This window comes from Halobacteriovorax sp. YZS-3-1, from assembly GCF_047084945.1.
Classification (GTDB): Bacteria; Bdellovibrionota; Bacteriovoracia; order Bacteriovoracales; family Bacteriovoracaceae; genus Halobacteriovorax_A; species Halobacteriovorax_A vibrionivorans.
The window spans coordinates 41,703-64,906 of sequence record NZ_JBKIYI010000001.1; the positions used below are offsets into that span (position 1 = coordinate 41,703).

Sequence of the window (23,204 nt, forward strand, 5' to 3'; positions counted from 1 at the left end):
ATTCCCTCCAATTACATATTTAAGTTAACACCAGCAGGCTTAACAATTGCTAAAAGTGATTGGAAGGCCCTTGTTACTTGTAAGGCCATCTTATGTCCTGCTTTAGACTCTACTTTTAAAATTTCGCCGTAGTTATCATATTTAACATTGATCTTACCAATTTTATTCATAGTAATCTCAACTGGCTTACCTTGAGCATTGTATTGGAATTCAAGTGCTCTTTTCTTCTTTGTTTTCTTATTGTAGTCCATCATCTTAGAGATACGACCTTTTGAATCATAAAGAAGAACAACTGACATACCTTTTGAGTTGTTAGCTTTCTTTAGGTTACCTTTCTTATCATAATCAAATTCAGTCCAACCTCTTGAATTAACAACTTTTGTAATCTTCTTAAACTTCTTGTGGTAATCAAGTTCTACAAAGTCACCTCTTGAAGAGCTCTTTTTAACAAGTAGTCCATCTTTGTTATATTCAAAGTTTGTAACATGCTTTCCTCTTTTAATTTGCTTTGGAAGAGAACAACATTCTGTATAAATTGTTTCAGTCTTAAGTCCATTAATTACAGTAAGAATACGGTAAGTGTAATGAGACCCGTCTGGTTTTTTCTTAATTTCATACTCATAACGGTTTACAACTTCTTTCTTAGTTGGTGACTTCTTTGCAACTAAAGTCCAGTAATGGAAATCTGGATTCTTTGGATTACTTTCATATGAATACTTAACAACCTCACCACTTCTTTTTGTAAGTTCTTTTACAAATTGTGTTTTCTTTTCATAATCAATTTTTTGGAAAGTACCATCTTTATATGTAATCTTCGTCATGTTGTGATTAGCATCGTAATCATATTTAAAGTTGTTTCCAGAAACATCTTTTGCTTCTTTTAAGTTATAAGCTGAATCATAAGTATAAACAGTTTTCTTTCCTGCACCTGATTCAACAGACTTTACAAGTCCATTCGGGTACCATTTAAAGAAAATCTGCTTTGCCATTGAATCTTTAATTGATTGAAGAGTTCCAGCTTTTGAATAATCAAGTCTTACAACATAACCATTCTTATCTTTAACTTCGATAAGCTTACCATCTTCATTAAAATGGTTCTCTTTACCATCATTATACTTTCTAATATAACCCTTTCTAGTTTTCACAACCTTTTGAAGACCGCGAACATTCGAATAAAGTTCAGTTCCTACAGCAAGGTTTGAAGAAACATTGAATTTCTTAGCATACGCTTGTCTTAATTCAGCATCATTTGTTAGCTTCTTAACAAGAGTACTTGCAACTGTAGTTGAAAGGGATGTTTTCTTTCTCATCACATCCACAATCTTTTGTGCTGCTGCTTTAGGATCAACGGCCTGTCTTGGTGTGAAGCGTGTTTTTGCACCTGACCCATTTTCATGAATCGTTACTGACCCATCTGCCGAAACAACTAAATGTGTTTCATAGTCAGAACCCCAACCATAACCAAACCATCCCTTTCCAGGAGATTTTGAATTATAAGTTCTTTCAATAACGAGATCGTTCCCACCACCAGGCACAATAATGTCCGTGTACGTGATGTAGAAGTTTCCGTTCTTCAAGTTCACACCAGCAATCGATGCCAGCGAAAACAAACATAGTACTAATAACTTTAAACTGATTCTCATGACGTATTTCCTTTTTGGTTTTAAAGAATCCTAAATTCTCTCCCTAGATATATCGGTATCCAATAACCAAAACTTAAACATATATTAACTTTATTCCTTGATTTTTACGATTTGGAGGATAATGTAGGTCCCAATACCGTCTAAAATACATGCGACTACAAATAAGACAATCCCTATTGGTGTCGAAAACATCTTCGGTAATAGACTTGGGTCATTTGATGAGAAAATAGCTAGAATGACAAAGGGCATGGCCGCAATAGTCAGTCCTTGGAACTTTCCCTGGGCCGTAGCAGTATCAATTTTCTGCTTTAAACGAATCCTTTCACGAATAACAGAGACGATAGTGTCAAAAACTTCGGCAAGATTACCACCTGTTTCGCGTAAAATATTAACACTTGAAACGAACATATCATTGTCTTGTGTTGGTACTCTAGCTGCCAAGTTTTCGAAGCACTCCTCTAAAGTTACCCCTACTCGGTTCTGTTGAAGGATAACACCGAACTCTTGAGAAATAGGTGGTGGCATCTCATCCACAACCATTCCTAAGGCCTGTGGAACAGATAAACCGGCCCTAAGACCATTTGATAAAAGCGTTAGGCCATCGACCATTTGATTTTGGTAATCTGTAACTCTCTTATTGACCATATAGTCAACAATTGGCTTTGGTGCCTTAAATCCGATAAAACCGAGGATTAAACCTACAAATGCACCGATTCCCCATTTTCCAAAAACACCAAAAATAAGTAATGTCAGTGTTCCAAGTCCAAAAGATAAGGCCAAAAGAGCATATGTGACATGCTCAGGTTTTACATCAATAAAGAGTAATTCAAACTTTTCTAAAATATATGTACGCGTTCCGAAAGTCTGCTTCTCGATGAGGTCAAAGATCCCAACTGAATAGCGGTAACAAAATAGAAAGAAGATAAGACCTATGAAGGCTATCATTCCATTTCGACCTAATAATTCAATAAAGAAACTCATTGTTTAAACCTCTACCTTAAGCTTTCTTCTTCACCGGTGGGACACCTGGACGCTGTTGTGGTTTACCTTGTGGTGGTCTTTGCCCTGGCTTTTGTCCCTTTTGTGGTGGACGATTCCCAGGGGCCTTTGGCGGTGCTGCCGGCTTTTGTCCTGGCGCTCCTCCACTAGGAGTATTAGAAAATAAACCTCGTGGGATATTATAACCTTGTCTTTCTAGTGTTTCGATAAACTTAGGAATAAATCCTGTTGCTTGATGGGATCCAATAATCTTCCCATTCTTATCAATATCTTTTTGTTGAAATAAGAAAATATCTTGTAGTGTTACGACATCACCTTGGATTCCTCCAATTTCTGTAATATGGGTAATCTTTCTTGAACCATCATCAAGTCTTGATGCCTGAATAATAAGGTGAACTGCATTAGCAATCATATCGCGAATGGCCTTTGGCGTAAGTCCTGCTCCTGCGTATTGAACAAGGGTTTCAATTCTTCCAATACACTCTCTTGGATTATTCGAGTGAACCGTTGTAAGCGAACCATCGTGACCTGTCCCCATGGCCTGTAACATATCAAGAGTTTCACCACCACGACACTCACCAACGACAATTCTTTCGGGACGCATTCTCAGACACTGCTTAACGAGACAGCGAATATCAATTTCACCATCACCTTCAAGTGACGGAGGTCTTGTTTCAAGTCGAACAACGTGCTCTTGAGGAAAACTAAGCTCGGCAGAGTCCTCACAAGTAATAATACGCTCGTTTGCTTGAATAAAACTTCCTAAAACATTTACAAGTGTCGTCTTACCAGAACCGGTACCACCAGAGACAATAATATTCTTATGCCCTTCAACGGCAATTCTCATAAAGTCGGCCATGTTCTGAGTAATCGACCCGTATTGCACAAGGTGCTTATGAGTTAGCCTTTCTTCAGGGAATTTACGAATTGTAATACAACACCCATCAATGGCAGAGGGAGGGATGATAGCGTGAACCCTTGAACCATCATGTAATCGAGCATCAACATATGGAGTCTTCTCATCAATACGACGACCAATAGGTGCTACGATTCTTTCAATTACATTTAGAACTTGTCTATCATTGGAAAAGGTCACTTTTGAAAGCTTAACCTTCCCATCTTCTTCATAATAAATTTTACTAGGGCCAACTACCATAATCTCAGAAATAAGTGGGTCAGCAAGGAGATCCTCTAAAGGACCAAGACCTAGGGCCTCATCCAAAATCTCCTTAACAATACTATTCATTTCATCGCGATTATTAACAATTCCCTTTGTATCTTCTTTGCCAAGAAGCTCAATAACAATCTTCTTTGTTTTTTCTTTTAGAATAATTTTAGCTTTAGGATCGTTATCATCATCTTTTGAGAGATCCATCTCTTCGACAAGGGCCTTATGAATTCGAAGTTTTAAATCTCTCCATGAATTGGCCTCTGCACCAGTTGCTGAACGCTCTTTCTTTACACCCACACCCGATGGTTTATTTAGCTTAGCAAGCTGATTGAGAATTCCCTTACCATTAATAGTACGAGTTAACTCGATAATACCTTTTGCAAAAGCACTATTCTTTGCTGCCAGCATGATTGGCTTCTTTTGATTTAAGGCCATTGCACAAGTTTGATCATCTTTTGGAACTTGAGCTAATACTGGCCTTCCCACAGACTTACCTGCAACATCAGCAGAGACTGGATGACCTTTTTGTGCCTGATTAAAGACAAAATGAATCATCTCTTTTGGAAACATCATGGTAATCAGTTCTGAAACCATGCGCTTTGTTTGATTAAGTGCTAAAAGATCCGGTGTAATAACCACAAGGATCATTGTAGCGTGCTCTAAAGCTTTAGCTGTTAAATCATTAATCTCAGTTCCCACATCAATTATCGTAGTGGGATACATATTTTTTGCAGCTTTTAACACCTTACCAGCGTTATCAACACTCATCCCTTCGGTTGCAACGGGATCATTTGGCAAACCAATATAATGAACACCACTTGGATGCATATTAACGAATGGTTGGAAGGAGCGAGGATCGATATTCCCATTAAAACTGAAAAGATCTTTTAAGTTCTTATTAGTCTTTATTCCAGTTAGAAGATTTAAATCTCCACTGGCCTTTTGATCGAAGTCCAATAAAAGTGTTTTTGAGCGTTTTTCACCACTAAAAGCAAATGCTAAATTCGTGGCGACCTGTGACTTACCGACACCGCCTTTACCACCAATAACTGCTATAATATGACCTTCGGCCATTATGGCCCCCTCTTTCTAAACTTTCTTTTTATATCCTCAGTTCCAGTTGATGCACTTTCAATAATCTCAGGAGTAATAAAAACAACAAATTGTTCCTTTGACTTTGAAACATCTTTTGAACGGACAAATGAGAATAATGAAAATGTCTGAACTGATGAGTCAGAGTCATCACTCTGAGTACTTGAAACACCATCTGGAGGATCTTTATCGTATTCTGTTGCTGTCTTATTAATGGAAATACCACCTACAACAGCTGACTCTCTTGATTTAACAATTAACTTTGTATCTAATGAATTTGTTTGTTTATCTGCACCTTGTGAAGAAGAAACACCTAGGACAATATCGAGATTGATCTTCTCTTCTTGAAGAATCTTTGGTGTTACGTCTAAGTTAAAGCCAGCTTCAATTACTTTTGCCTGTTGAAACTCTCCAGTACCTACCGCAACATTTCTTTCTGAACCTTTAGAGAGCTTGGCTTTTTCACCATCTTTTGTAATCACCATTCCAGATTGAACAATACGTGCATATCCAGCGGCCTTAGCAGAACTTAGCTTAGGAAATAATTGATTTATTGTTCCACCGAAGTTTCCACTTGAAGAAGTTGTAATTGTTCCCCCGTTTTCACCACGGCCAAAAATAATCTGACCACCAGTGGTTCCAACGCTTGGATTCCACTTAAAGCCAAAGACTCGATTATAATCTTTAGACAACTCGACGAATTGAGCTGTAATCTTAATAAGCTTTGAAGGCTGAGGTGGTTGTGGTTTTCTATTAATTGCAAGAAAGTTTTTAATAATTTCATCACGACCCAACTGTTGAACCGAGTCAGTACGTCTTGCTAAACTCTCGATACGATCCGGTAAATAAGTGGCCGCAATTTTCACTGCAAGAGCACTTTCTTCTTCTGAATTTACAATCCCTTCAAGTAGATAAGAGTTATTAAAAAACCTAACTGTTACATCTTTTAAATTATTACGACGTAATCCTTCTTGCATTTCTCGAGAAATAATCAAATAGGTTTGAGGTGAAACTTCAACTAAGTTTTTCACATCAGGGTAATCTTCTAATACTTTTACAATTCGACCAATATCACCTGGAACAATGATCTTTCCTTCAACAAAGACTTTTCCACCACGAAGGTTAATTTCAAGCCCTTCAATTGGCCCTAATTGCTCTTTAATTTCAGAGATAAGTTTTGACTTTTCTGTTGCTGTTACCGTAACAAGGTATCTCTTTTTGATAGCACCAAGGCGATCTCGAACTGTCACGGAAGTAATACCAGGGGCTTCACCTTTTAAAACAAGCTCACTAGTTCCTGCTGCTGTATTTACAGGTTGTACTTTTAAGATTCTTTGATTTGCAACTTGAACACTTCTTGAAGTAATACGAAAGTCTATTGGAAGTACTTTATCAATACCCAGAACAACTTCGACTTTTTCTTCTTGTACACCAATACCTGAAGAGCTTTGCTGCGCAAAACTCATAAAAGTCATTGAGAATATGATTAAGATTTTAAATATATACATTAATTTTTCTTCTTATACTTTTCATTAAAGTAAGCTCTTGCCTCGTTACGATCTGCATCTGATAAAATATCGTATAGCCTTGTTCCTTCAATTAGTTGTTTCTCTCCATCATTAATATTTCTTAAAGTTAAGATCGGTTTATTTGATTGGAAGAGATAAAGGTGTGTTAGCTTTTGTGCTTGGAATGGACTTAATTCAAGCGTTACTGTTGTATAATTTGAATAAGTATTAAGCTTCATTTTTCGAACGACATCGGCCGTCTTTACACCAATGAGTGGAATATTATTAGATACACTTTTACCTGTTGATAGAACTCTTACATCTTGTAGAATCGTTACAATTTTTTGACGATCCATTCTCGCTCCACCAGTGTAATCCATCGGTGCAAGTACATCGACACGATCACCTGGACGAATAAGTTTTCCTACAGAACTTCTTTCATCAACTTGGAATGCGATGGCCCTCATACCAACAGTAACTTCTCTAGAAAGTCCAGTACTCTCTCCTGGATAAGTTACACGAGGTTTTGTGATTTGCTCCCCTTTTAAAATAGGAACAGTGGCAATTGTATTTTCAATTTCTTTAACTGTTTTAAAACTTCCGGGTGCTAAGAACTTCTGAGGAACAGTTACAATCGAAACCTTCGTTTCATCTAGTAGATCGAACTCTCGAATATCTTCTTTTGCAACGAGAACAGAACTCATTGTTCCGTACTTTTTAATTAGCGCTGACTGCTGGTCTTCAATATATGTATGGACCATAAACATTGCGACCATTGCAATAACTAGGGCCAGGGTAAAAGCTCTTGTATTCATAAAACATCCTGCTTTACTTAGTTAAGTAATCAGTTAATATTTTATCAAAAAACAAGGAGTTGGTGGCCAAGAGGCATTTTTGGCTACTTCAAGTGAGGTAATTCTACTTGAAATTACACGACGAATTTAGTGTGGCAATACCAGGATCTGTATTTCTAAATAAAACATCACCTGTTTTATTAAATGTTTCTCCGCAAACACCAAATAAAGTGAACACTTTTATACATGTCGTATCCTCTGGATCACCTCTATCTTGACAATTTTCCTCAGCTGCTGGGGCCCATGGCAGTGTTGGGATTTGAAAAGTAGGAGCTATCGGACTTTCTCCACCAGCGCCACCCATTTCATCACTCCAACCAATCATAAAGTTACCAAGTTCACTTAATGTTCCATTTAGTCGATTAATATCGAAATTTCCGGATGCATCAGAATTTCCTCGCATAATATAGAAAGTATAAGTACGAGCTGCTTTATTGTGATTAATTGCAGTGTTAATGGAGTTACCGATTGTGATCATCATTACAACTAGGTAGAGAAGGATAGGAATGAATATCATGGCCTCAAATAATGCCTGACCTTCTTCATTGTTGAATATGTCTTTGTAACTATTCTTCTTCAATTAACATCCATTATCGTAAATTGTTGTCAGTGTACTTGAACAATTTCCAGCGCCACTTGCTGTCGTAACTTCCGAAAACGACTGACAAACACGCACTAGGCATTCTCTAATGGTGGGCTCTTTTCCCAAAAATGATTCAATACGAAAGCTCATATCGATATCACCAGTTAAAACCTTCATTAGAGAAAACTTTGTTTTATAATCTAAGTAAGTACCTGTTAAAAACCAGTCTGTTGTTTGTTTAGAGTTGAACTTTAAAGCACAGTCAGGACCACAATTAACAACATTATAAGATTGAAAAACCTGGTTTGCCTTTGAGCGTGCTAAGCTATCACCAGGTATCTTATTATCTGCAACAAGGTATGCACGAGAGGCCATAAAATTTGCATATTGTAGTAAATAAGAATGCGTAAAGTTTAGGCCAATTTTAGCAAACACAAAGAAGAAGGCGATCACAAAAGTGAATGTCGATAAGAATTCAATCGTCGACTGACCTTTATTATTCTTTGATAACTTATTCATTATAAGGCTCTCTTGGTGAGAAGAAATGCGTCTGCCCTTTTGCTTCATTATAATATAATGGGTGTCTTGGATTTGAGTAATTACTTCCATAACCATCTACAGTTCCCTTCGTTCCATAACGAGCAGAGTACTCCATTGATCTTGCAAGTGTCCCAAACATACCTTCACCAATCATGTCCTGAAAGGCATCACTTTTAAATATTGTCATGGCAAAAGTCGTGACGACAACAAAGAGCAGAATATACTCTACTGTTGATTGCCCCTTCTTATTTAGAAGTAAATGAGTTCTTTTATTTTCCATCCTAGAAAAATCCATGAAACTAGTATAACAGGAGCAAATGCAAATTTCTTCCCAAATATACGTTTTATCTGAAACAGGTTACCTTCTTTGAAAGCCTTTACTATAAAATCCCAATTCTTGAGTATATTAGTAATAAATACGGATAGCCCCACAATCACTGTAACAACGGCCAAAGAGATGAATGCTTGTTCTTGAATTTCAACAGGAATAATAAGAAACAAACTTGCTAGATATTTCGAGTCTCCCCCTCCCATTATCTTTAAAATAAAAAGAAGAAAACCGGCACAAAATATCCCCAATGGAAAAAGAAAAGTTTGAACACTTAGGTTATAAGAATTTGGAAAGAAGAATAACAACACAATAAAGAGAAAGATATTACCAATTGACCATGCATTGGCTATTTTTCTTGATTGTATATCAATATAAGAAATATAAATTAATTGAACGAGAAGAAAAATAAAAACACTAACTGGCATATCGAATTACTCATTTCCATTTACAAAAGGTGAATGCCAGCAACCTCTTGGGCATGCTCCAGTAGAGAGTTCTTGCGATAAATGAAATGCAAAACTTTTAAAGAAGCCAGTAGTATACGTACCAATCCCTCTTGCCATAGCAATAGAAATTCCCGCAAAGAAAGCTAAGATAAATATATACTCGATTAAAGCCTGACCGCTTTGTGACTGACGTAACATACTTAATATTTTACATTAAGTACGACTTTGAAGTTGGTGAGAAAGATTTTCCTCCGCTCCCTAGAAGAAACTGGGGAGCGGGGAAATATATTAATTACCGCCTTGGAGATCTTGCAGTAGATTAGATGTATTACCAAATACACCATCTGTAAGCTGTTCAATCCCTTGAGAAGCTTTCTCTCTAAACTTCATAACTAACATCGCAGCAACAGCAACAAGTAAGATATACTCTGTTGATGTTTGACCTTCTTCGTCTTTAAGAAACGCTAGTAAGGTTTTCATTGTTGCACTCCTTTCAATTAACCCCAAACGTGGGGACAAAACTCAGTAACTATCTCAACTTTTCGGCTGAAATGGCCCAGAGCTTTAACTTTTCTTAAGTTTATTTTAACACCTCGCATTCACAGAGCCTAATATTTTAGGTTTATGTTCATAAATAACTGAAAATACTATCGTCAAGGTGATTTAAATGTGCCTATTTCTGTTGCCGTTTACAAATTTCGGGTATAATTTATGGGTGAGCTAGATGGGCATCTATAAAGTTGTTTCGCCCTACAAAGCTTAGAAAGGAAGCGGTCACTGGTTACGGTGAGCAGGCCCATGAATCAGTGGGAAGCCTAAAGTGATTATCACTGCATCCACCTGTCACATGACGGGCGGAAACTTTCAAATCGCTCATCTAGCTCATTCACATCTCCAAAATGCCCTTTATTATTACGCATTTCAAAAAAATCTTTTCAAATCGCCAATATCTAGTAGAATTTAAGTTATGGATATTACAAAATTCGAAAGAAACACGGAAGTATCAACGAAATGGATCGAAAATCTCGCTCTTGAAGAGATCAATATGGATGAGAGCGGTGTCGTAAGTTTCAATGATCATTTAAACCCAGCTTTTCAGCTAGAAGAGTCATCTGTTAATTTTATGAATAAATTAAGAGATCTCTTTGAGATCTATGTCCATAAATTCAATGAATATCGTGGTGACACTAATACGATTAAAATCTTTAAGATTGCTAATACGATTAATGACTTCATGATCTATCGCAACTCACTACGTCTTATTTTTGCTAGAAAGTCTGATGATTTAATTTCAATTGGGTTCTTAGCAAATGGAAAAGACATCTTTAGTGCCAGAATGAGTGAATCGCAAAACCACGGAGCAGGAAATCTTCACGAAATTCGCGCTCATATTGGTCCTTTTAATCAAATTACATGGCGATTTGAGAATGAAGAAGTTAATTGTGATGCATTAGTGAAGCACTACCTTAGTGAATTCATAAAATTATCTGCAAGATAGACTTAAATATAGTTGATTGAATCCTTAGACTCTGATGCTTCTTTGTTATCAGCAAGCGTTCGCATTTTTTGCGCAGAATACTCAAGTGATTCTTCGACCGTTGGAAGTCTTAAGTGAAGATAGCCTTCGGCATTGGCAATATTCATATTAAAGTTTAGATAACCACTATGATTATCTCCAACTTTAGCACTGCTCATAATCGGATAAGGCCATTTTCCTGAACTAATTAACTTTGCAGGTTCGTGAAACTTTTCACAATATAGCTTTCCAAATGCATAGGTCGACATAAAGTCAGATGAGCTTATTTGCAATAATCTATTTTTAAGCTTTCTTTCAATACAGATTTTTATAACCATCCCTAAGTAGTCCACATCGAGAAAGCCTGTCTTAACATAATCATCGAGTTCAAACTCCTCTCTCAAATGTAGCTTATACTGTATCTTTTCAAAGAGATTTCTTCGAGTGTGCACGCCACCACGACCGTATAATCGACACACGCGAAAGATTAAATAGTTTAAAGATGATTTTTGAATATAAAACTCAGCAGCTGCTTGAGTCTTTCCATATGTAGTTGTCGCATCAGGAATATCAAGTTCCATATATTCATCAGACTCACCAGAGAAAACAAAGTTGGAAGAAAGATAAACAACTTGAGACTTATAGCGCTGACAAGAATCTGAAACGTTAAATAGACCACTCGTATTCAATGCGTCGGCACTTCTTTCAGAAAGTGCGCAATCTACAATTGACGACTTCCCTACAGCATATATAGTGATATCTGGCTTAAAAGTATAAAGGACAAGTTGAACTTCTTGCTTATTTAAAACATCACAAGGCAAAGTCGTAATTCCCCTAATTGATACGGGGTTTTGACAATATGTCCCCACGACTTTGTAGTCTCTTTTAAAGAATTCCGCTAAAGATGATCCTACAAAAGAAGAGATCCCAAAGATTAGAATAGTCTTAGGTTTAAGTTCACTCATAGTCTTTATTATAAGGGTAAGATGAAAAAATTGATAAGTAGAAATAAGAGGAGGCAACTATGTCCTATTCAGGACCATAGTCGCCTATATGATTGATTTATCCAATTAGTTTTAATGCCACATTCGGCACTTGGTTTGCCTGTCCAAGAACAGAGGCTCCCGCCTGAATAAGGATGTTATTTTTGGCCATATCTGCTGTTTCCTTGGCCACGTCCACATCTCTTATTCGCGATTTAGCTGCACTTAGGTTCTCATCGCTAATTCCCAAGTTGTTAACAGTTGACGAAAGTCGGTTTTGGAGCGCACCCATATTTGCACGCTGCCCGTTGATTTCAACCAACGCATCATCAAGTTTCTTAAGAACGGATTGAGATCCTTCTTTAGTTGCGATACTGTCAGCGGCAAGCCCAAGAGCGGTAATTGTTGCGTCTGATCCTGCTGCGTCGTACGTGAGTCGATCGAGCGTTGGATCATTGTGAATCCCGACTTGAAACTCAAGTCTACCACCTGTTCCATCCAGTAGCTGAACTCCGTTAAAGTTAGTCGACTTAGCAATTCTGTCGATCTCTTCTTTAAGCTGTTGGAATTCGATGTCTGAAAATGATCGTTCAGTATCACCGATCGTGTCAGAGGAAGTCTGCACTGCAAGCTCTCTAAGACGAATGATAATATTTGATACTTCATTTAATCCACCTTCTGCTACTTGGACAAGAGAGATAGCATCGTTTGCGTTTCTCTTTGCTTGCCTCATACCTCTGATCTGTGCTTTTAAGTTTTCACTAATTGCCAGTCCAGCGGCGTCATCACCGGCCCTCGTAATACGTTCACCTGATGATAGTTTTCTTAAGTTATCTCCAACTCTTTTATTTGTAAGTGACATTGCTCTTTGTGCTGCGATTGATGCCACATTTGTATTAATTCTGATTCCCATGATTAGTCTCCTTCAATCATCATATAAACCTCCTGTTTGATAATTGAGCGTCCAGCTCAATAAATTCGTTAATAATTAAATAATGCTTCTACGGATAAACCAATCATTCCTCTTGTATTGTATTAACAAGCAAATCAAGGTTGCAGTCTGTCATTGCTTTTACTTAGCTATCCAGTAGTTTGCATATTGACTCCGTTTAAATTAGTTTTTAATCACTTTGCCATCCGGCGATCTCAGGGATTATTACCCTTGAGATGCTGCCTGGATTAAGCTTAGTGCACTATTTGTACTTGTGTTCGCTTGCGCAAGAACCGAAGTACCGGCAGTCATTAAAATATTTTGTTTCGTTAAGTTTGCAGTTTCTGCTGCGACATCTGTGTCTCTTACACGAGAATTTGCTGCACTTAAGTTTTCAATCGACGTTGCGATATTGTTTACCGTTGATTGAAGTCTGTTTTGAAGGGCACCAAAGTCTGCTCTAATACCAGAAACTGAAATAATTGCTTGATCGATTGATGATAGAGAGTTCTGTGCAGAAATCTTATCAGCAACTGATGCAAGGTTAAGACCTAGGGCAGCGACGTTAACATCTGCTGATGAAGCGTCGAATGTTAGACGGTCAGATATAGGGTCATTACGCGTCCCGATCTGAATATCAAAAACTGCACCTGTACCATTTAGTAGTGGTACTCTATTGAATTCTGTTGAGTTAGCAATACGATCAATTTCTGATGTAAGTTGCTCAAATTCAACGTTAAGAAACTTTCTTTCTGTTGAACCGATAGTATCCGAAGCGGCTTGTACAGACAGTTCTCTAAGACGGATTAGGATGTTTGAAACTTCCCCTAAAGCCCCTTCAGCAATTTGAACTAAAGAGATCCCATCTTCTGCGTTTCTTTCTGCTTGTCCAAGACCTCTAATTTGTGCCTTTAAGTTTTCAGAAATCGCTAGACCTGCGGCATCGTCACCTGCTCTGTTGATTCTTTGACCTGATGATAATTTTTCTAGAGATTGTTGCATACCAAGACGTGTTCCACGTAGGTTCCTCTGTGCGTTTAGAGATGCAACGTTCGTGTTAATTCGTAGTCCCATTCTATCCTCCTTGACTGGGTACCGACAAGATTCCTTCCTGTCAGTCAGCTGAAATCCATACAGCTGTACAATTGTTACAACTCCTTATCGCTAGAAATATGAAACTCTTTAGAAAAAATTTGTCTAATTCTTATACGAACTTTTTTGCCTAGTTAGACAAAGAAGTCAGTATTAATGGGCATCAAGAAAAGCGGAGTATTTCACTCAACATCAATCTTCAAAAAAAATGTAAAATAAATAGACATGATTTTCACGAATTTAAAGAAACATTCACAGTACAAGAGCGAAGTTCTAAATGAAATCGAAGATGCTTTTCAATATAATGAAGAGAATTCTTTCGCTATCGATTTTCATCAACTTATAAAAGATAGTAATCTTGAAAATTGCCACTTACTTCTAAATGATAATAGAGAGCTGATTGCTCATATTGGAGTTCGTCCCGTAACACTACATTATAATGATGCAAATATTAATGTACTTCTTCTTGGAGGAATCTTTACAAAGAAGGAATTCCAAGGTCAGGGGCAATTTAAGAAGTTATATGAATATATATGTAAGCTATATAAAGATAAGTATTCAATGATTATTCTCTGGTCTGATAAGAATGACTTCTATCAAAAGCTAGGCTTTCGCCAATTCGGACTCACTTCTGTAATAGGAGAAAAGACTGTTACTGAAGGAGAGATTATCAAAAGAGGTTATCAAAAAGACAATATTGCAAACTATAGTGATTCTCAACTAAGTCAATTAAATGAATTATATAATCAGTCTTATAAGAATACGATATCAATAAAAAGAACACTTAATGACTGGAGAGATATCAAGCAAATATCTTCAATGAAGCTATTTAGAAATAAAGATAATAATGAATATTTATTTTTTGAGAAAGGACAGGACTTAAAAGGAATAATTCATGAAGTTTCTTTTTCTTCTAATAAAAAAGAATTAAAGAAATTTAAGCCTCTCCAACTTCTTAATCCAAGCACATTGGATGAAGATTCTTTCTTTATTCATCTCGCTTGGGGAAAAATTATTAATGAGGATATATTTTCAAAGTTTATCCACAAGTTAAGTAAAGGGTCTATTGAGATAAAAAGAGATGAGCTTAAAATCGAAATGAGGCCTTATCAAATTGATCAAAATGAAATCTTAACAATCTTATTTGGACCAGGAAAAGCTCAAGAGATTGGCCATCTATTACCTTCTATTTACATAACTGGTGCTGATAGTATCTAAACTATTATCGATGCCTTAGTGAACCGTAGCCAATTGAAAATAATGAAGCGGCCCATAAAACTAACGTAATCGTTGGATAATCTAAGAGGTCACGATTTGTTAAATAATGTTGGGACACAAAACTTTTACCTGCAAAAAAAAGAATTCCACCTAGTATGTAAAATGACAAAAGGCGTACTGAACTAGCAACAGATAGAATTGGTTTCCAAATTCCTTTATGTCTAACTTTAATTGCGTAATTATTTTTAGAGAACTCTTTTAAAAACCATTTGAAGTGACGTGGTATCACTCGCGAAGCTCCTAAAAGATCTTTTGCGATCCACATCCCATCTTCAACAAAACTTTCTGTTGAGAAGCTTTCTTGAATGATCTCATTAATATCTCCCTCTAAAAGATTAAAGATATCAAAATCAAGATCTAATGACTTCCCTACACCATCTAAAGTTATTAATGCTCGGAAGACGACAAACCACTCTCTTGGTAAAAAGATATGATATTCTCTTAAAGTTGTAATTATGGAACGAATGATAAGAGCAAAGTTTGTTTGCTGAATTGTTAATCCAATCTGAGGACCAATTGCATTCTTTATATCGACAATTAATTTATCGACATCTGGCACATCATTATAAATAGCGACATCTAAAAACTCATAAACGAGATTTTCAAAATTCTGCGTTAAGATAGCATAAATAATTGCAATAAAGTTCTGACGGCCTGTTTTTGATAAACTCCCAACTAGTCCAAAATCAATCAGTGCAATTTGATCATTTTCTAAAAAGAAGAAATTCCCACCATGAAGGTCAGCATGAAAGAATCCTTCGTTAAGAAAACAACGCATAAAGATACTTAAACTTTCATCTATTTTTGGCTCTAAGCGAGAGATGTGCTTCTTTATTTCAACTGAGTCACTAAAAGATATCCCCTCTATCAGCTCCATTACAAGAAGATCTTCAGATGTGTACTCGTTATAAACTTTTGGAAGATAGAAAATTTCTTTCTCATCATATTTAGCAATAACTTTCTTAAGCTTCTGACAATTTAAGGCTTCAACATTGAAGTTTAATTCACTTTGTAATGAATATGAAAAATCTTCTAAAACATTTGAGAAGCCCAGAAACTTAATTTCATCTGTTGCTCTTTCTGCTTGATTGGCCAGAAAAATAAGAATTGAAAGATCTGTTTCAATTAGCCTATCAATTTTTGGTCTTTTAACTTTTAAAACAACTTTTTCGCCTGTTAAAAGCTCAGCTTTATAGACGAGACCAATAGAGGCCGTTCCAATTGGTTTATCTTCTATTGACTTAAATATCTCCTCTACTTTCTTTCCAAGAGACCTTTCGGCTTCATCCTTTACACTTGAAAAAGGCAGAGGCTTAACTTGATCGCGAAGCTTTTTCATATGTTTGATAAAGTCTTCATCAAATATATCTTCACGTGTACTTAATAGTTGTCCAAATTTAACAAATGCAGGTCCTAACTCTTCAAAACACAATTTCAGGCGATATCCCATAACATCGCCCCAAGAATTATCATGTTCTGGTAATTGTTTTATTTTTTCACTTTTTTTAGGAAATACAAAATTTGGAATAATATTTAGAACATTCTGTGAAATAAATTCATCTAGTCCATTCTTAGCAAAAACTGTTGCAATCTCTCGTAATCGAGAGATATTTCTAATGGTTTTAGTAATCTTAAAACTAGTTGTAATTAGCCCCACACAATATCCTTTCTTAAAATTATAGTATTTTATCACGCTAACGACAAAAGGTGCATAGCCCTATTGCCAGAAAAATGGTAAAAATATTACGTGAAACATATACTACTCACTATATTTATACTTTTTTCAACGACTTCAATAGCAAATGATGAGACCTGCTCTCGCATTGCAGTAATTAATCAACAAGAAATTCTTATTGACCCAAGCTCTTCTCTAAAGGGAGAAGGGTTAAGATATCACTTAGAAAAAGATAAAGTTGCACTAACTTACTTGAATGACTATCAAGATGCACAAGAGGATATTTGGCGCCCTGCGATTATGGGAACTGTTGGAAGTGGACTGATTCTTTCAGCTTTCTTAACAAATCCAAGTTCTAACACAAGGCGCAGTCTCATTGCTTCTGGAACTGTCATACTTATGTTAAACTATCTCTTATCAAAGACCATTCAAACTGGTAATGAAGAGCTTCTGTATCGCAGTATAGACGAATACAATAAAAGACAAGAGCCTAAAATTTATTTAAAGTCAGATGATCAAATCAATTCACCTGACGTATATATAGAGAAAAGCTGGAGCTTTTGAATGTTAACTAATAGTAATGAAGTAACTTGCTATGCGTGTCAAAAAGTAACAGGACTTGAAGCGGGACAAAAAATCTCACTTAAGGAAGAATGCCCGTATTGCTACGCAAGCCTACATTGTTGTAAAATGTGCAAGTTCTATGACAAATCAGCATATAATGAATGTCGTGAATCAAGCGCAGACCGTATTGTAGAAAAAGAAAAAGCAAACTTCTGTGACTACTTCATTTTAAAAGGTGGTAGCGATAACGGAGATGGAAAAGATGATCTCCTTGCTGCCGCAAATGCATTATTTAAATAAAGGATTAACTAATGGCCAATCAACAACCAATTACAAAACAAGGATACGATGCAATTCAAGCAGAACTTGATCAACTTATTAAGGTTGAAAGAGAAGAGCTAAAAACAACAATTGCAGAAGCTCGTGAACTTGGAGACCTTAAAGAAAATGCAGAATATCATGCAGCAAAAGAAAAGCAGGGTGTTGTTGAAGGTCGTATCTCTCAACTTCAAGGGATCCTTGCAAGTAGCGAAGTGATTGATCCAAGTAATGTAAATTCAGATAAAATTGTATTTGGTGCGACAGTAACAATCCTAAATATTGATACTGATGAAACTGTTACTTATAAAATTGTTGGTGAGCCAGAATCAGATATGAAGAAAGGCCTAATCTCATACAACAGTCCACTTGGTAAGGCCCTTATCGGTAAAGAAGAAGGCGATGAAGTCGTAGTTCGTGCACCAAAAGGAAATATCGAATACGAGGTGGAGTCAATTGAGTATAAGTAATAACTCACTCTATACCAAGATTGCCGACCTCTATAGCAAGCCGACTAAAACACTCGAAGCGCTTAATAAGAAAAATATTACCACAATAAACGATTTGCTTTGGCTTCTGCCAAGGCGGATCGTCAAATTACCTGACCTCGCTAAGTTTCAATATGCCAATATCGGTGACTTCTTTCGAGGTCGTGGTGAAGTTGTCTCAATACAGGCCAGACCAAACTTTAAAGCACGTGGAAAAGGTCGCGCTGTTTTATTAAATATTACTGTAACTGTTAAAGATGACCTCAGTGAAAACTTTATTACCTTGAAATGGTTTAATGCATATCAATCAATCCAAAAGAAAATCGAGTCATTAAAACATTTTGAATTCCTAGGTGTTGTTTCAGTTTTTAATGAAAGTTTGCAAATCGTTAATCCTGAAATATTTGATATTGGAAAGTCTGATTCCGAAACTGGTCTTAGAATTACATATCCGACAATTGACAGTATAAAGTCACACCATATTCAAAAAGTATTTGATAAAATACCAAAAGGTTTCTGGGATAAAATACCAGAAATTATTCCAAGCTCAATTCGAGATAAAAAAGGACTACTCTCTCGTAGCCAGGCTTTTAAATATCTTCATGGAAGAGTCCCTCCAAACGAGTGGAGCCAAGAAGAATTTGATCGCGCAAAAAGATCTATCATCTATGAAGAGTTTATTTATGATCAATTGAAAATTAAACTAAGAAAAAATAAAAGAGATCAGCTAAGTCGTGAATACATCGATATTTCAAAAGAAGATATTGAAAAGGCGAAAAGCCTTTATCCGTATCAGTTTACTGAAGACCAAACAAAAGCATTGAATGATATTATAGTAGACTTTAAGAATTCAACGCCCTCGATGAGACTCATCCAAGGGGATGTAGGTTGTGGTAAGACGACCGTAGCGGTGGCCAGTGCATTTTTAATCTTAAAGTCAGGTGGCCAAGTCGCACTAATGTGTCCTACTGAAACCCTTGCTCTTCAACACTTTCGTGAAATAGAAGAAATCCTAGGCAGTGAGTTTAATGTTGAGTTATTAGTTGGAAGCACAAAGGCCAGTAAGAAAAAAGTTATCAATCAAAAACTAGCAGATGGCGATATTGATATTGTTATTGGTACACACTCTCTCTTTCAAGACAGTGTAAGCTTTGCGAATCTTGAATTAGCTATTATTGATGAACAACATAAATTCGGTGTTGAACAACGTATTAAATTAATGAAAAAAGGTGAAAATCCACATTGTATAATCATGTCTGCAACACCTATCCCGAGATCATTGAGCCTCACAAAATATGGTGACCTCGATATCTCAATCATTAAGACAATGCCAAAAGGTCGAAAAGGCCAAAAAACAAGAATCGTTACAAATGAAAACCTCAAAAATTATTTAAGCTTTGTAAAAACGAGACTTGAAATGAAAGAACAAGTCTATGTTGTTGTTCCGGCCATCGAAGAATCAGAAAATGAAGATATAAGAAACCTAGAACATACTTTTGAACTTTATAAAAAATATTTTCCAGACTTTCGAATTACTCCACTACATGGACGAATGTCACCTGATGAAAAAGAAGAGGCCATAACAAAGTTTAAAAAGCATGAAATTGATATTTTAATTGCGACATCTGTTATTGAGGTTGGAATTAATATTATCAACTCAACGATTATGGCAATCTTAAGTCCAGAACGTTTCGGATTAAGTAGCCTACACCAAATGAGGGGAAGAGTCGGACGTGGAGATAAACCAGGATTCTGCTTTCTTGTTACAGATCGTGAAGTATCACCTGAAAGTATGCAAAGACTTCAAGTCATTGAAAAGTATACCGACGGTTTTAAGATAGCTGAAGAAGACTTAAAGATTCGAGGAGAGGGCGATCTCTTTGGACAGGAACAATCCGGAGTGGTCACTCAAAAGAAATTAGCAAATATTGTTCTCAATCAAGATATTCTCTATGAGGCAATTGAGGATATTAAGAAGTATCCAGATGAGTTCAATGGAGTACTTAACTCAATTGAAGTTGACGAGAAAGTCTTTACTACAATTTAATTTTCGCATTTTTTCACGTTACAGGATAAAATACTTTTATGATACATATCCAAGTCCTTGATAGCCAAGACTTACTATCAATTGGCCATTATACATTGAATCTACCACGTGTTTTTATTGGAAGCTCAATTCATAATAATATTCCCATCGAAGACACTACACTAGATCTCTACGTTGGCGTCATAAAACATATGGCAAACTCACTTACATTTGTTTGTGCGCAACCTTTTAAATTAAATGAGAAACGTATTGAAGGCATTGTTAAATTAAATAAGAATGACATCATTGAAGTTCAAAATCTAAAATTTAAAATAGTCGACTTTGATGAGAATAAACATAATGACCACGAAGATTATTATCAATACTTAGAAGATATTAAGCACAAGGATCCAAAAAAGTATAAGTTGATACAAGCACTTGAACAACACTACATAAAGTTAACAGGACAATACGACAATGACCTCTTGGATGAATAAGTCTAAATTTCTAAATATTGATGAAAGTACAAAGATTCAATACTGGACAAATTTTGAACCAGTCGAAGGAGAAAAATATCGAGATGTCATAGTCTTCAATTATGGCCTTGTCTGTAATATTCGTCATTTTGAATATCAAATCGATTTCTTTCACAACAAAGGATATAAGATCCTATTGCATGATTATCGCGGTCATTACGAATCAGAGACGAAAGAAGGTATCGAAACAATTACATTCGAAAATATTATTAGTGACTTAAATACATTGATTAATCATCTAAATATTGAAACGACAATCCATGTCGGACACTCAATGGGTGTTAATGTAACAATTGAATATGCATTCAAGTACCCTACAGAAGTTAAAAAGATGATTTTAATTTCAGGAACAATCTTTCCTCCACAAGATGTTATGTTTGATTCAAATCTCGTTGATATATCAGAGCCATATATTAAAGAGATTAAAGATAAATGGGAAAACCAATTCAAACTTATTTGGAAAAATGCATATCTCAATCCTCTCGCAAAATTTATGGTTTGGCGCGGAGGATTTAACACAAAGAAAACGAATCTCGACTTCGTTCAGTACTATATGAAGAAATTAGGGCAGCTTTCACCAGATATATTCTTTCAATTACTTGATGAAATGAGAGAACAAAGAGTTATTAAGGATCTTGAACAAATTAAGACTCCAGCCCTAATAATTGGCGGAGATAAAGATAAAGTCATCCCAAATTACCTTCAACAAATTCTACACAAGGGCCTAGCTAATTCGGAATTATATATCATTAAAAATGGAAGCCATGTGCCGCAAGTAGACTTCCCAGAATTTATAAATGAGAGAATAGAATTATTCTTGGATTAAGCCTTTATGTAATAAAAGCTTTTTAAATACTCGATTCATTGCATAGATTTTTTGAGCTTTCTTATATTCAGAATGAGATGCTTCCCCTTCTGAATTAATTTTATAAGATGCTTCATCTACGACCTGAACTTCAAATGGATAAAAGAAACGTACATCTCGAGAAAGAGATGAAAAGTCTAAACCTAATAGTTCTTTAGCAACTGCAGAGTCTTCGTCCTTGGCCATTTTTCTTAATTTAAAAAACTCCGCAAGGAAAGGATTCTTGTATTTGATCAATTGGCGACAAGTGAATTGTACTGAACGATACTTAGCAGATGAGTGAAGATTATGTTCACTTTCAATATTTTCAAAGCTGCATTCATCAATTTCTCGATTTACAGCAGAAACAAAGCGCTCCTCTGAAAGATTATTCCTAAGGGCCATTTTTACTAAGCTTGAATATTTTGATCTAAATAAACTAATATCAAAAATAGTATTTAGAGATCGAGAAGGCTTAATATTATGTGGTGTAATGATGTAATTTCTAATTAAAAACTGAAGAACCTTAATAATATCTAATTTATTCTTCGTAACAAGTCTTACACCAACTCTATCAAAAAGTTCTTCTGCAACATTTTCTGCTTTATGAAGTAACTTGATAATAACACTATCACGAGATTTCTTTGACTTAGTTTCAAAGTCTACAAGTGGGATCGAAATCTCACCGGACTTTAAGTAAAGGTTGTTGTCGTTATCACGATGTAAGTAGCGATAAAACTTATCAAAGATTTGTGTTTGAATTTGGTTGAAGTAATTTGAACGTAAATCTTTGTCAGCATGAAGTATTGTGTGCATCACTTTTAAAACAATCTCTGCCCATAACTGTTCTTCAACTGTATGTTCAGAATTACCTGTGGCCATTAAGAAGAGACCACTAATATCAGTAACTGTAAAAAGTGATGTTGGAATTTCAAGATCTAGGCCGTCAGGGCTGCCATCTTTTAGGAAGTAACGCTTTATAAATTGAATCGCCTCTTGAAAGTTACCAAATAACTCAGCACGTGCGACAGGATTATCAGGATCGAGTCCATAACCTTTTAAGAATTTATTAACTTCAGTAATATCATCTAGCTTCGCTACAAAGAAATTTGAATCAAGAGCAGAACGGCCACCAACGACAACGTCGAAGACATCCCAATCAAAAATATAATTTTTTAAATAATCTGGTCGATTCATAAAGTTTCTTTTCTCTAAGTGTTGAGTAATGCTACCATAAGGCCATGAATACAGAAAATCAGCTAAAAAATACAAAAAAACTGACATTTAAGTCACTAACTGATCTTAGAATCGTATTTCTTACATTCTTTGGAACTGGACTCGCTCCAAAAGCACCTGGTACAGTAGGAAGCCTAGCAACTATTATCCCATTATATTTTGTTGGGAAATTAAATGCACCTTTCTTTTTCTTTATTCCATTTCTTATACTGCTTACAATTGGTGCCGTCTTTATTACATCAGTAATTGAAAAAGAATATGACTGCATTGACCCATCATGGATTGTTATTGATGAAGTTATTGGTATTTGGATTGCGTCATTATTTATTCTTGAGCCAACTTTTGTAAGTTACGCATTTATTTTTATCTTCTTTCGTATATTTGATATTTGGAAACCTTGGCCAGTTAGAGTCTTCGATGATCGTAAAGACGCTCTAGGAACTATTCTTGACGATGCCGCAGCGGGTCTAATGGCAGGTGCTCTTTATATTCTTACTTTCAAATTGTTAGAAATTTACGCTTGACTTACGCAAAACTTACGCTAAAAATA

The 23,204-nt window shown here is 35.9% G+C and carries 25 protein-coding genes and 1 other RNA gene; 10 read left to right on the forward strand and 16 right to left on the reverse strand.

Translation table 11 applies throughout. The features are described 5' to 3' along the window. Window positions 1–11: 11 nt before the first annotated feature. The 11 genes from ACMAZI_RS00220 to ACMAZI_RS00270 form a co-directional block, all read right to left on the reverse strand. Window positions 12–1,643, reverse strand: a complete 1,632-nt coding sequence (locus ACMAZI_RS00220) for an RHS repeat domain-containing protein (RefSeq protein WP_114706182.1) — start codon at window positions 1,641–1,643, stop codon at window positions 12–14. Between the two features lie 90 nt (window positions 1,644–1,733). After that, the gene (locus tag ACMAZI_RS00225) at window positions 1,734–2,624 is read right to left on the reverse strand and encodes a type II secretion system F family protein (protein WP_114706181.1); all 891 of its coding nucleotides are present in this window, start codon (window positions 2,622–2,624) and stop codon (window positions 1,734–1,736) included. A gap of 16 nt (window positions 2,625–2,640) precedes the next feature. Next, window positions 2,641–4,887: an ATPase, T2SS/T4P/T4SS family gene (locus ACMAZI_RS00230; protein WP_334677716.1), complete on the reverse strand. Its 2,247-nt coding sequence runs from the start codon at window positions 4,885–4,887 to the stop codon at window positions 2,641–2,643. Continuing rightward, window positions 4,887–6,371, reverse strand: a complete 1,485-nt coding sequence (locus ACMAZI_RS00235; RefSeq protein ID WP_158536806.1) for a pilus assembly protein N-terminal domain-containing protein — start codon at window positions 6,369–6,371, stop codon at window positions 4,887–4,889. The genes ACMAZI_RS00230 and ACMAZI_RS00235 overlap by 1 nt, the downstream gene beginning before the upstream one ends. 41 nt (window positions 6,372–6,412) lie before the next feature. Further along, window positions 6,413–7,228 (reverse strand): Flp pilus assembly protein CpaB, encoded by an 816-nt coding sequence (gene cpaB, locus ACMAZI_RS00240; RefSeq protein ID WP_114706178.1) that lies wholly within the window; start codon window positions 7,226–7,228, stop codon window positions 6,413–6,415. Between the two features lie 103 nt (window positions 7,229–7,331). Beyond that, complete coding sequence (locus ACMAZI_RS00245) at window positions 7,332–7,847, reverse strand: hypothetical protein (RefSeq protein WP_114706177.1); 516 nt, start codon at window positions 7,845–7,847, stop codon at window positions 7,332–7,334. Continuing rightward, the gene (locus tag ACMAZI_RS00250) at window positions 7,848–8,369 is read right to left on the reverse strand and encodes a hypothetical protein (RefSeq protein WP_412474007.1); all 522 of its coding nucleotides are present in this window, start codon (window positions 8,367–8,369) and stop codon (window positions 7,848–7,850) included. Beyond that, window positions 8,362–8,670, reverse strand: coding sequence for a hypothetical protein (locus ACMAZI_RS00255; RefSeq protein WP_114706175.1), 309 nt, complete (start codon window positions 8,668–8,670; stop codon window positions 8,362–8,364). Before ACMAZI_RS00255 ends, ACMAZI_RS00250 begins: the two co-directional genes overlap by 8 nt. Next, entirely contained in the window at window positions 8,640–9,146 is a 507-nt protein-coding gene (locus tag ACMAZI_RS00260) for a prepilin peptidase (protein WP_114706174.1), read from the reverse strand. The genes ACMAZI_RS00255 and ACMAZI_RS00260 overlap by 31 nt, the downstream gene beginning before the upstream one ends. 6 nt (window positions 9,147–9,152) lie before the next feature. Beyond that, window positions 9,153–9,365: a Flp family type IVb pilin gene (locus ACMAZI_RS00265; RefSeq protein ID WP_114706173.1), complete on the reverse strand. Its 213-nt coding sequence runs from the start codon at window positions 9,363–9,365 to the stop codon at window positions 9,153–9,155. A gap of 90 nt (window positions 9,366–9,455) precedes the next feature. Next, the gene (locus tag ACMAZI_RS00270; RefSeq protein ID WP_114706172.1) at window positions 9,456–9,647 is read right to left on the reverse strand and encodes a Flp family type IVb pilin; all 192 of its coding nucleotides are present in this window, start codon (window positions 9,645–9,647) and stop codon (window positions 9,456–9,458) included. A gap of 234 nt (window positions 9,648–9,881) precedes the next feature. Here ACMAZI_RS00270 and ssrS point away from each other — a divergent pair. Beyond that, window positions 9,882–10,055, forward strand: a non-coding RNA gene (gene ssrS / locus ACMAZI_RS00275) — 6S RNA. 79 nt (window positions 10,056–10,134) lie between these two features. After that, complete coding sequence (locus ACMAZI_RS00280; protein WP_114706171.1) at window positions 10,135–10,665, forward strand: hypothetical protein; 531 nt, start codon at window positions 10,135–10,137, stop codon at window positions 10,663–10,665. Between the two features lie 2 nt (window positions 10,666–10,667). On the opposite strand, the gene ACMAZI_RS00285 is transcribed toward ACMAZI_RS00280, so the two are convergent. The 3 genes from ACMAZI_RS00285 to ACMAZI_RS00295 form a co-directional block, all read right to left on the reverse strand. Further along, window positions 10,668–11,648, reverse strand: a complete 981-nt coding sequence (locus ACMAZI_RS00285; RefSeq protein WP_133296891.1) for a sugar nucleotide-binding protein — start codon at window positions 11,646–11,648, stop codon at window positions 10,668–10,670. A 97-nt stretch (window positions 11,649–11,745) separates the two neighbouring features. Continuing rightward, window positions 11,746–12,579, reverse strand: coding sequence for a flagellin (locus ACMAZI_RS00290; protein WP_114706169.1), 834 nt, complete (start codon window positions 12,577–12,579; stop codon window positions 11,746–11,748). Window positions 12,580–12,822: 243 nt separating this feature from the next. Next, a complete protein-coding gene (locus ACMAZI_RS00295) occupies window positions 12,823–13,671 on the reverse strand; it encodes a flagellin (RefSeq protein ID WP_114706168.1) in 849 nt (282 codons plus the stop codon). A gap of 243 nt (window positions 13,672–13,914) precedes the next feature. On the opposite strand from ACMAZI_RS00295, the gene ACMAZI_RS00300 reads away from it, so the two are divergent. Then, a complete protein-coding gene (locus ACMAZI_RS00300; RefSeq protein ID WP_412474006.1) occupies window positions 13,915–14,907 on the forward strand; it encodes a GNAT family N-acetyltransferase in 993 nt (330 codons plus the stop codon). 4 nt (window positions 14,908–14,911) lie between these two features. On the opposite strand, the gene ACMAZI_RS00305 is transcribed toward ACMAZI_RS00300, so the two are convergent. Further along, window positions 14,912–16,624, reverse strand: a complete 1,713-nt coding sequence (locus ACMAZI_RS00305) for an ABC1 kinase family protein (protein WP_412474005.1) — start codon at window positions 16,622–16,624, stop codon at window positions 14,912–14,914. A gap of 90 nt (window positions 16,625–16,714) precedes the next feature. Between ACMAZI_RS00305 and ACMAZI_RS00310 the strand changes: the two genes are divergently transcribed. Genes ACMAZI_RS00310 through ACMAZI_RS00335 form a run of 6 tightly spaced genes read left to right on the forward strand, consistent with a single transcriptional unit; the run spans window position 16,715 to window position 21,400 of the window. Then, on the forward strand, window positions 16,715–17,206 hold the full coding sequence (locus ACMAZI_RS00310; RefSeq protein WP_114706165.1) for a hypothetical protein: 492 nt from the start codon (window positions 16,715–16,717) through the stop codon (window positions 17,204–17,206). Further along, entirely contained in the window at window positions 17,207–17,506 is a 300-nt protein-coding gene (locus ACMAZI_RS00315) for a hypothetical protein (RefSeq protein ID WP_199506615.1), read from the forward strand. It begins immediately after the preceding gene. Between the two features lie 11 nt (window positions 17,507–17,517). Next, complete coding sequence (gene greA, locus ACMAZI_RS00320) at window positions 17,518–17,994, forward strand: transcription elongation factor GreA (RefSeq protein WP_120404057.1); 477 nt, start codon at window positions 17,518–17,520, stop codon at window positions 17,992–17,994. Next, on the forward strand, window positions 17,981–20,059 hold the full coding sequence (locus tag ACMAZI_RS00325) for an ATP-dependent DNA helicase RecG (RefSeq protein ID WP_158536805.1): 2,079 nt from the start codon (window positions 17,981–17,983) through the stop codon (window positions 20,057–20,059). The genes greA and ACMAZI_RS00325 overlap by 14 nt, the downstream gene beginning before the upstream one ends. A gap of 38 nt (window positions 20,060–20,097) precedes the next feature. Beyond that, window positions 20,098–20,535, forward strand: a complete 438-nt coding sequence (locus ACMAZI_RS00330) for a hypothetical protein (protein ID WP_114706162.1) — start codon at window positions 20,098–20,100, stop codon at window positions 20,533–20,535. Further along, window positions 20,528–21,400, forward strand: coding sequence for an alpha/beta fold hydrolase (locus ACMAZI_RS00335; RefSeq protein WP_158536804.1), 873 nt, complete (start codon window positions 20,528–20,530; stop codon window positions 21,398–21,400). Before ACMAZI_RS00330 ends, ACMAZI_RS00335 begins: the two co-directional genes overlap by 8 nt. On the opposite strand, the gene ACMAZI_RS00340 is transcribed toward ACMAZI_RS00335, so the two are convergent. After that, a complete protein-coding gene (locus tag ACMAZI_RS00340) occupies window positions 21,386–22,615 on the reverse strand; it encodes a TIGR04552 family protein (RefSeq protein ID WP_158536803.1) in 1,230 nt (409 codons plus the stop codon). The genes ACMAZI_RS00335 and ACMAZI_RS00340 overlap by 15 nt on opposite strands. A gap of 44 nt (window positions 22,616–22,659) precedes the next feature. Here ACMAZI_RS00340 and ACMAZI_RS00345 point away from each other — a divergent pair, with 44 nt between their 5' ends. Continuing rightward, the gene (locus ACMAZI_RS00345) at window positions 22,660–23,178 is read left to right on the forward strand and encodes a phosphatidylglycerophosphatase A (RefSeq protein ID WP_412474004.1); all 519 of its coding nucleotides are present in this window, start codon (window positions 22,660–22,662) and stop codon (window positions 23,176–23,178) included. Window positions 23,179–23,204: the final 26 nt, after the last annotated feature.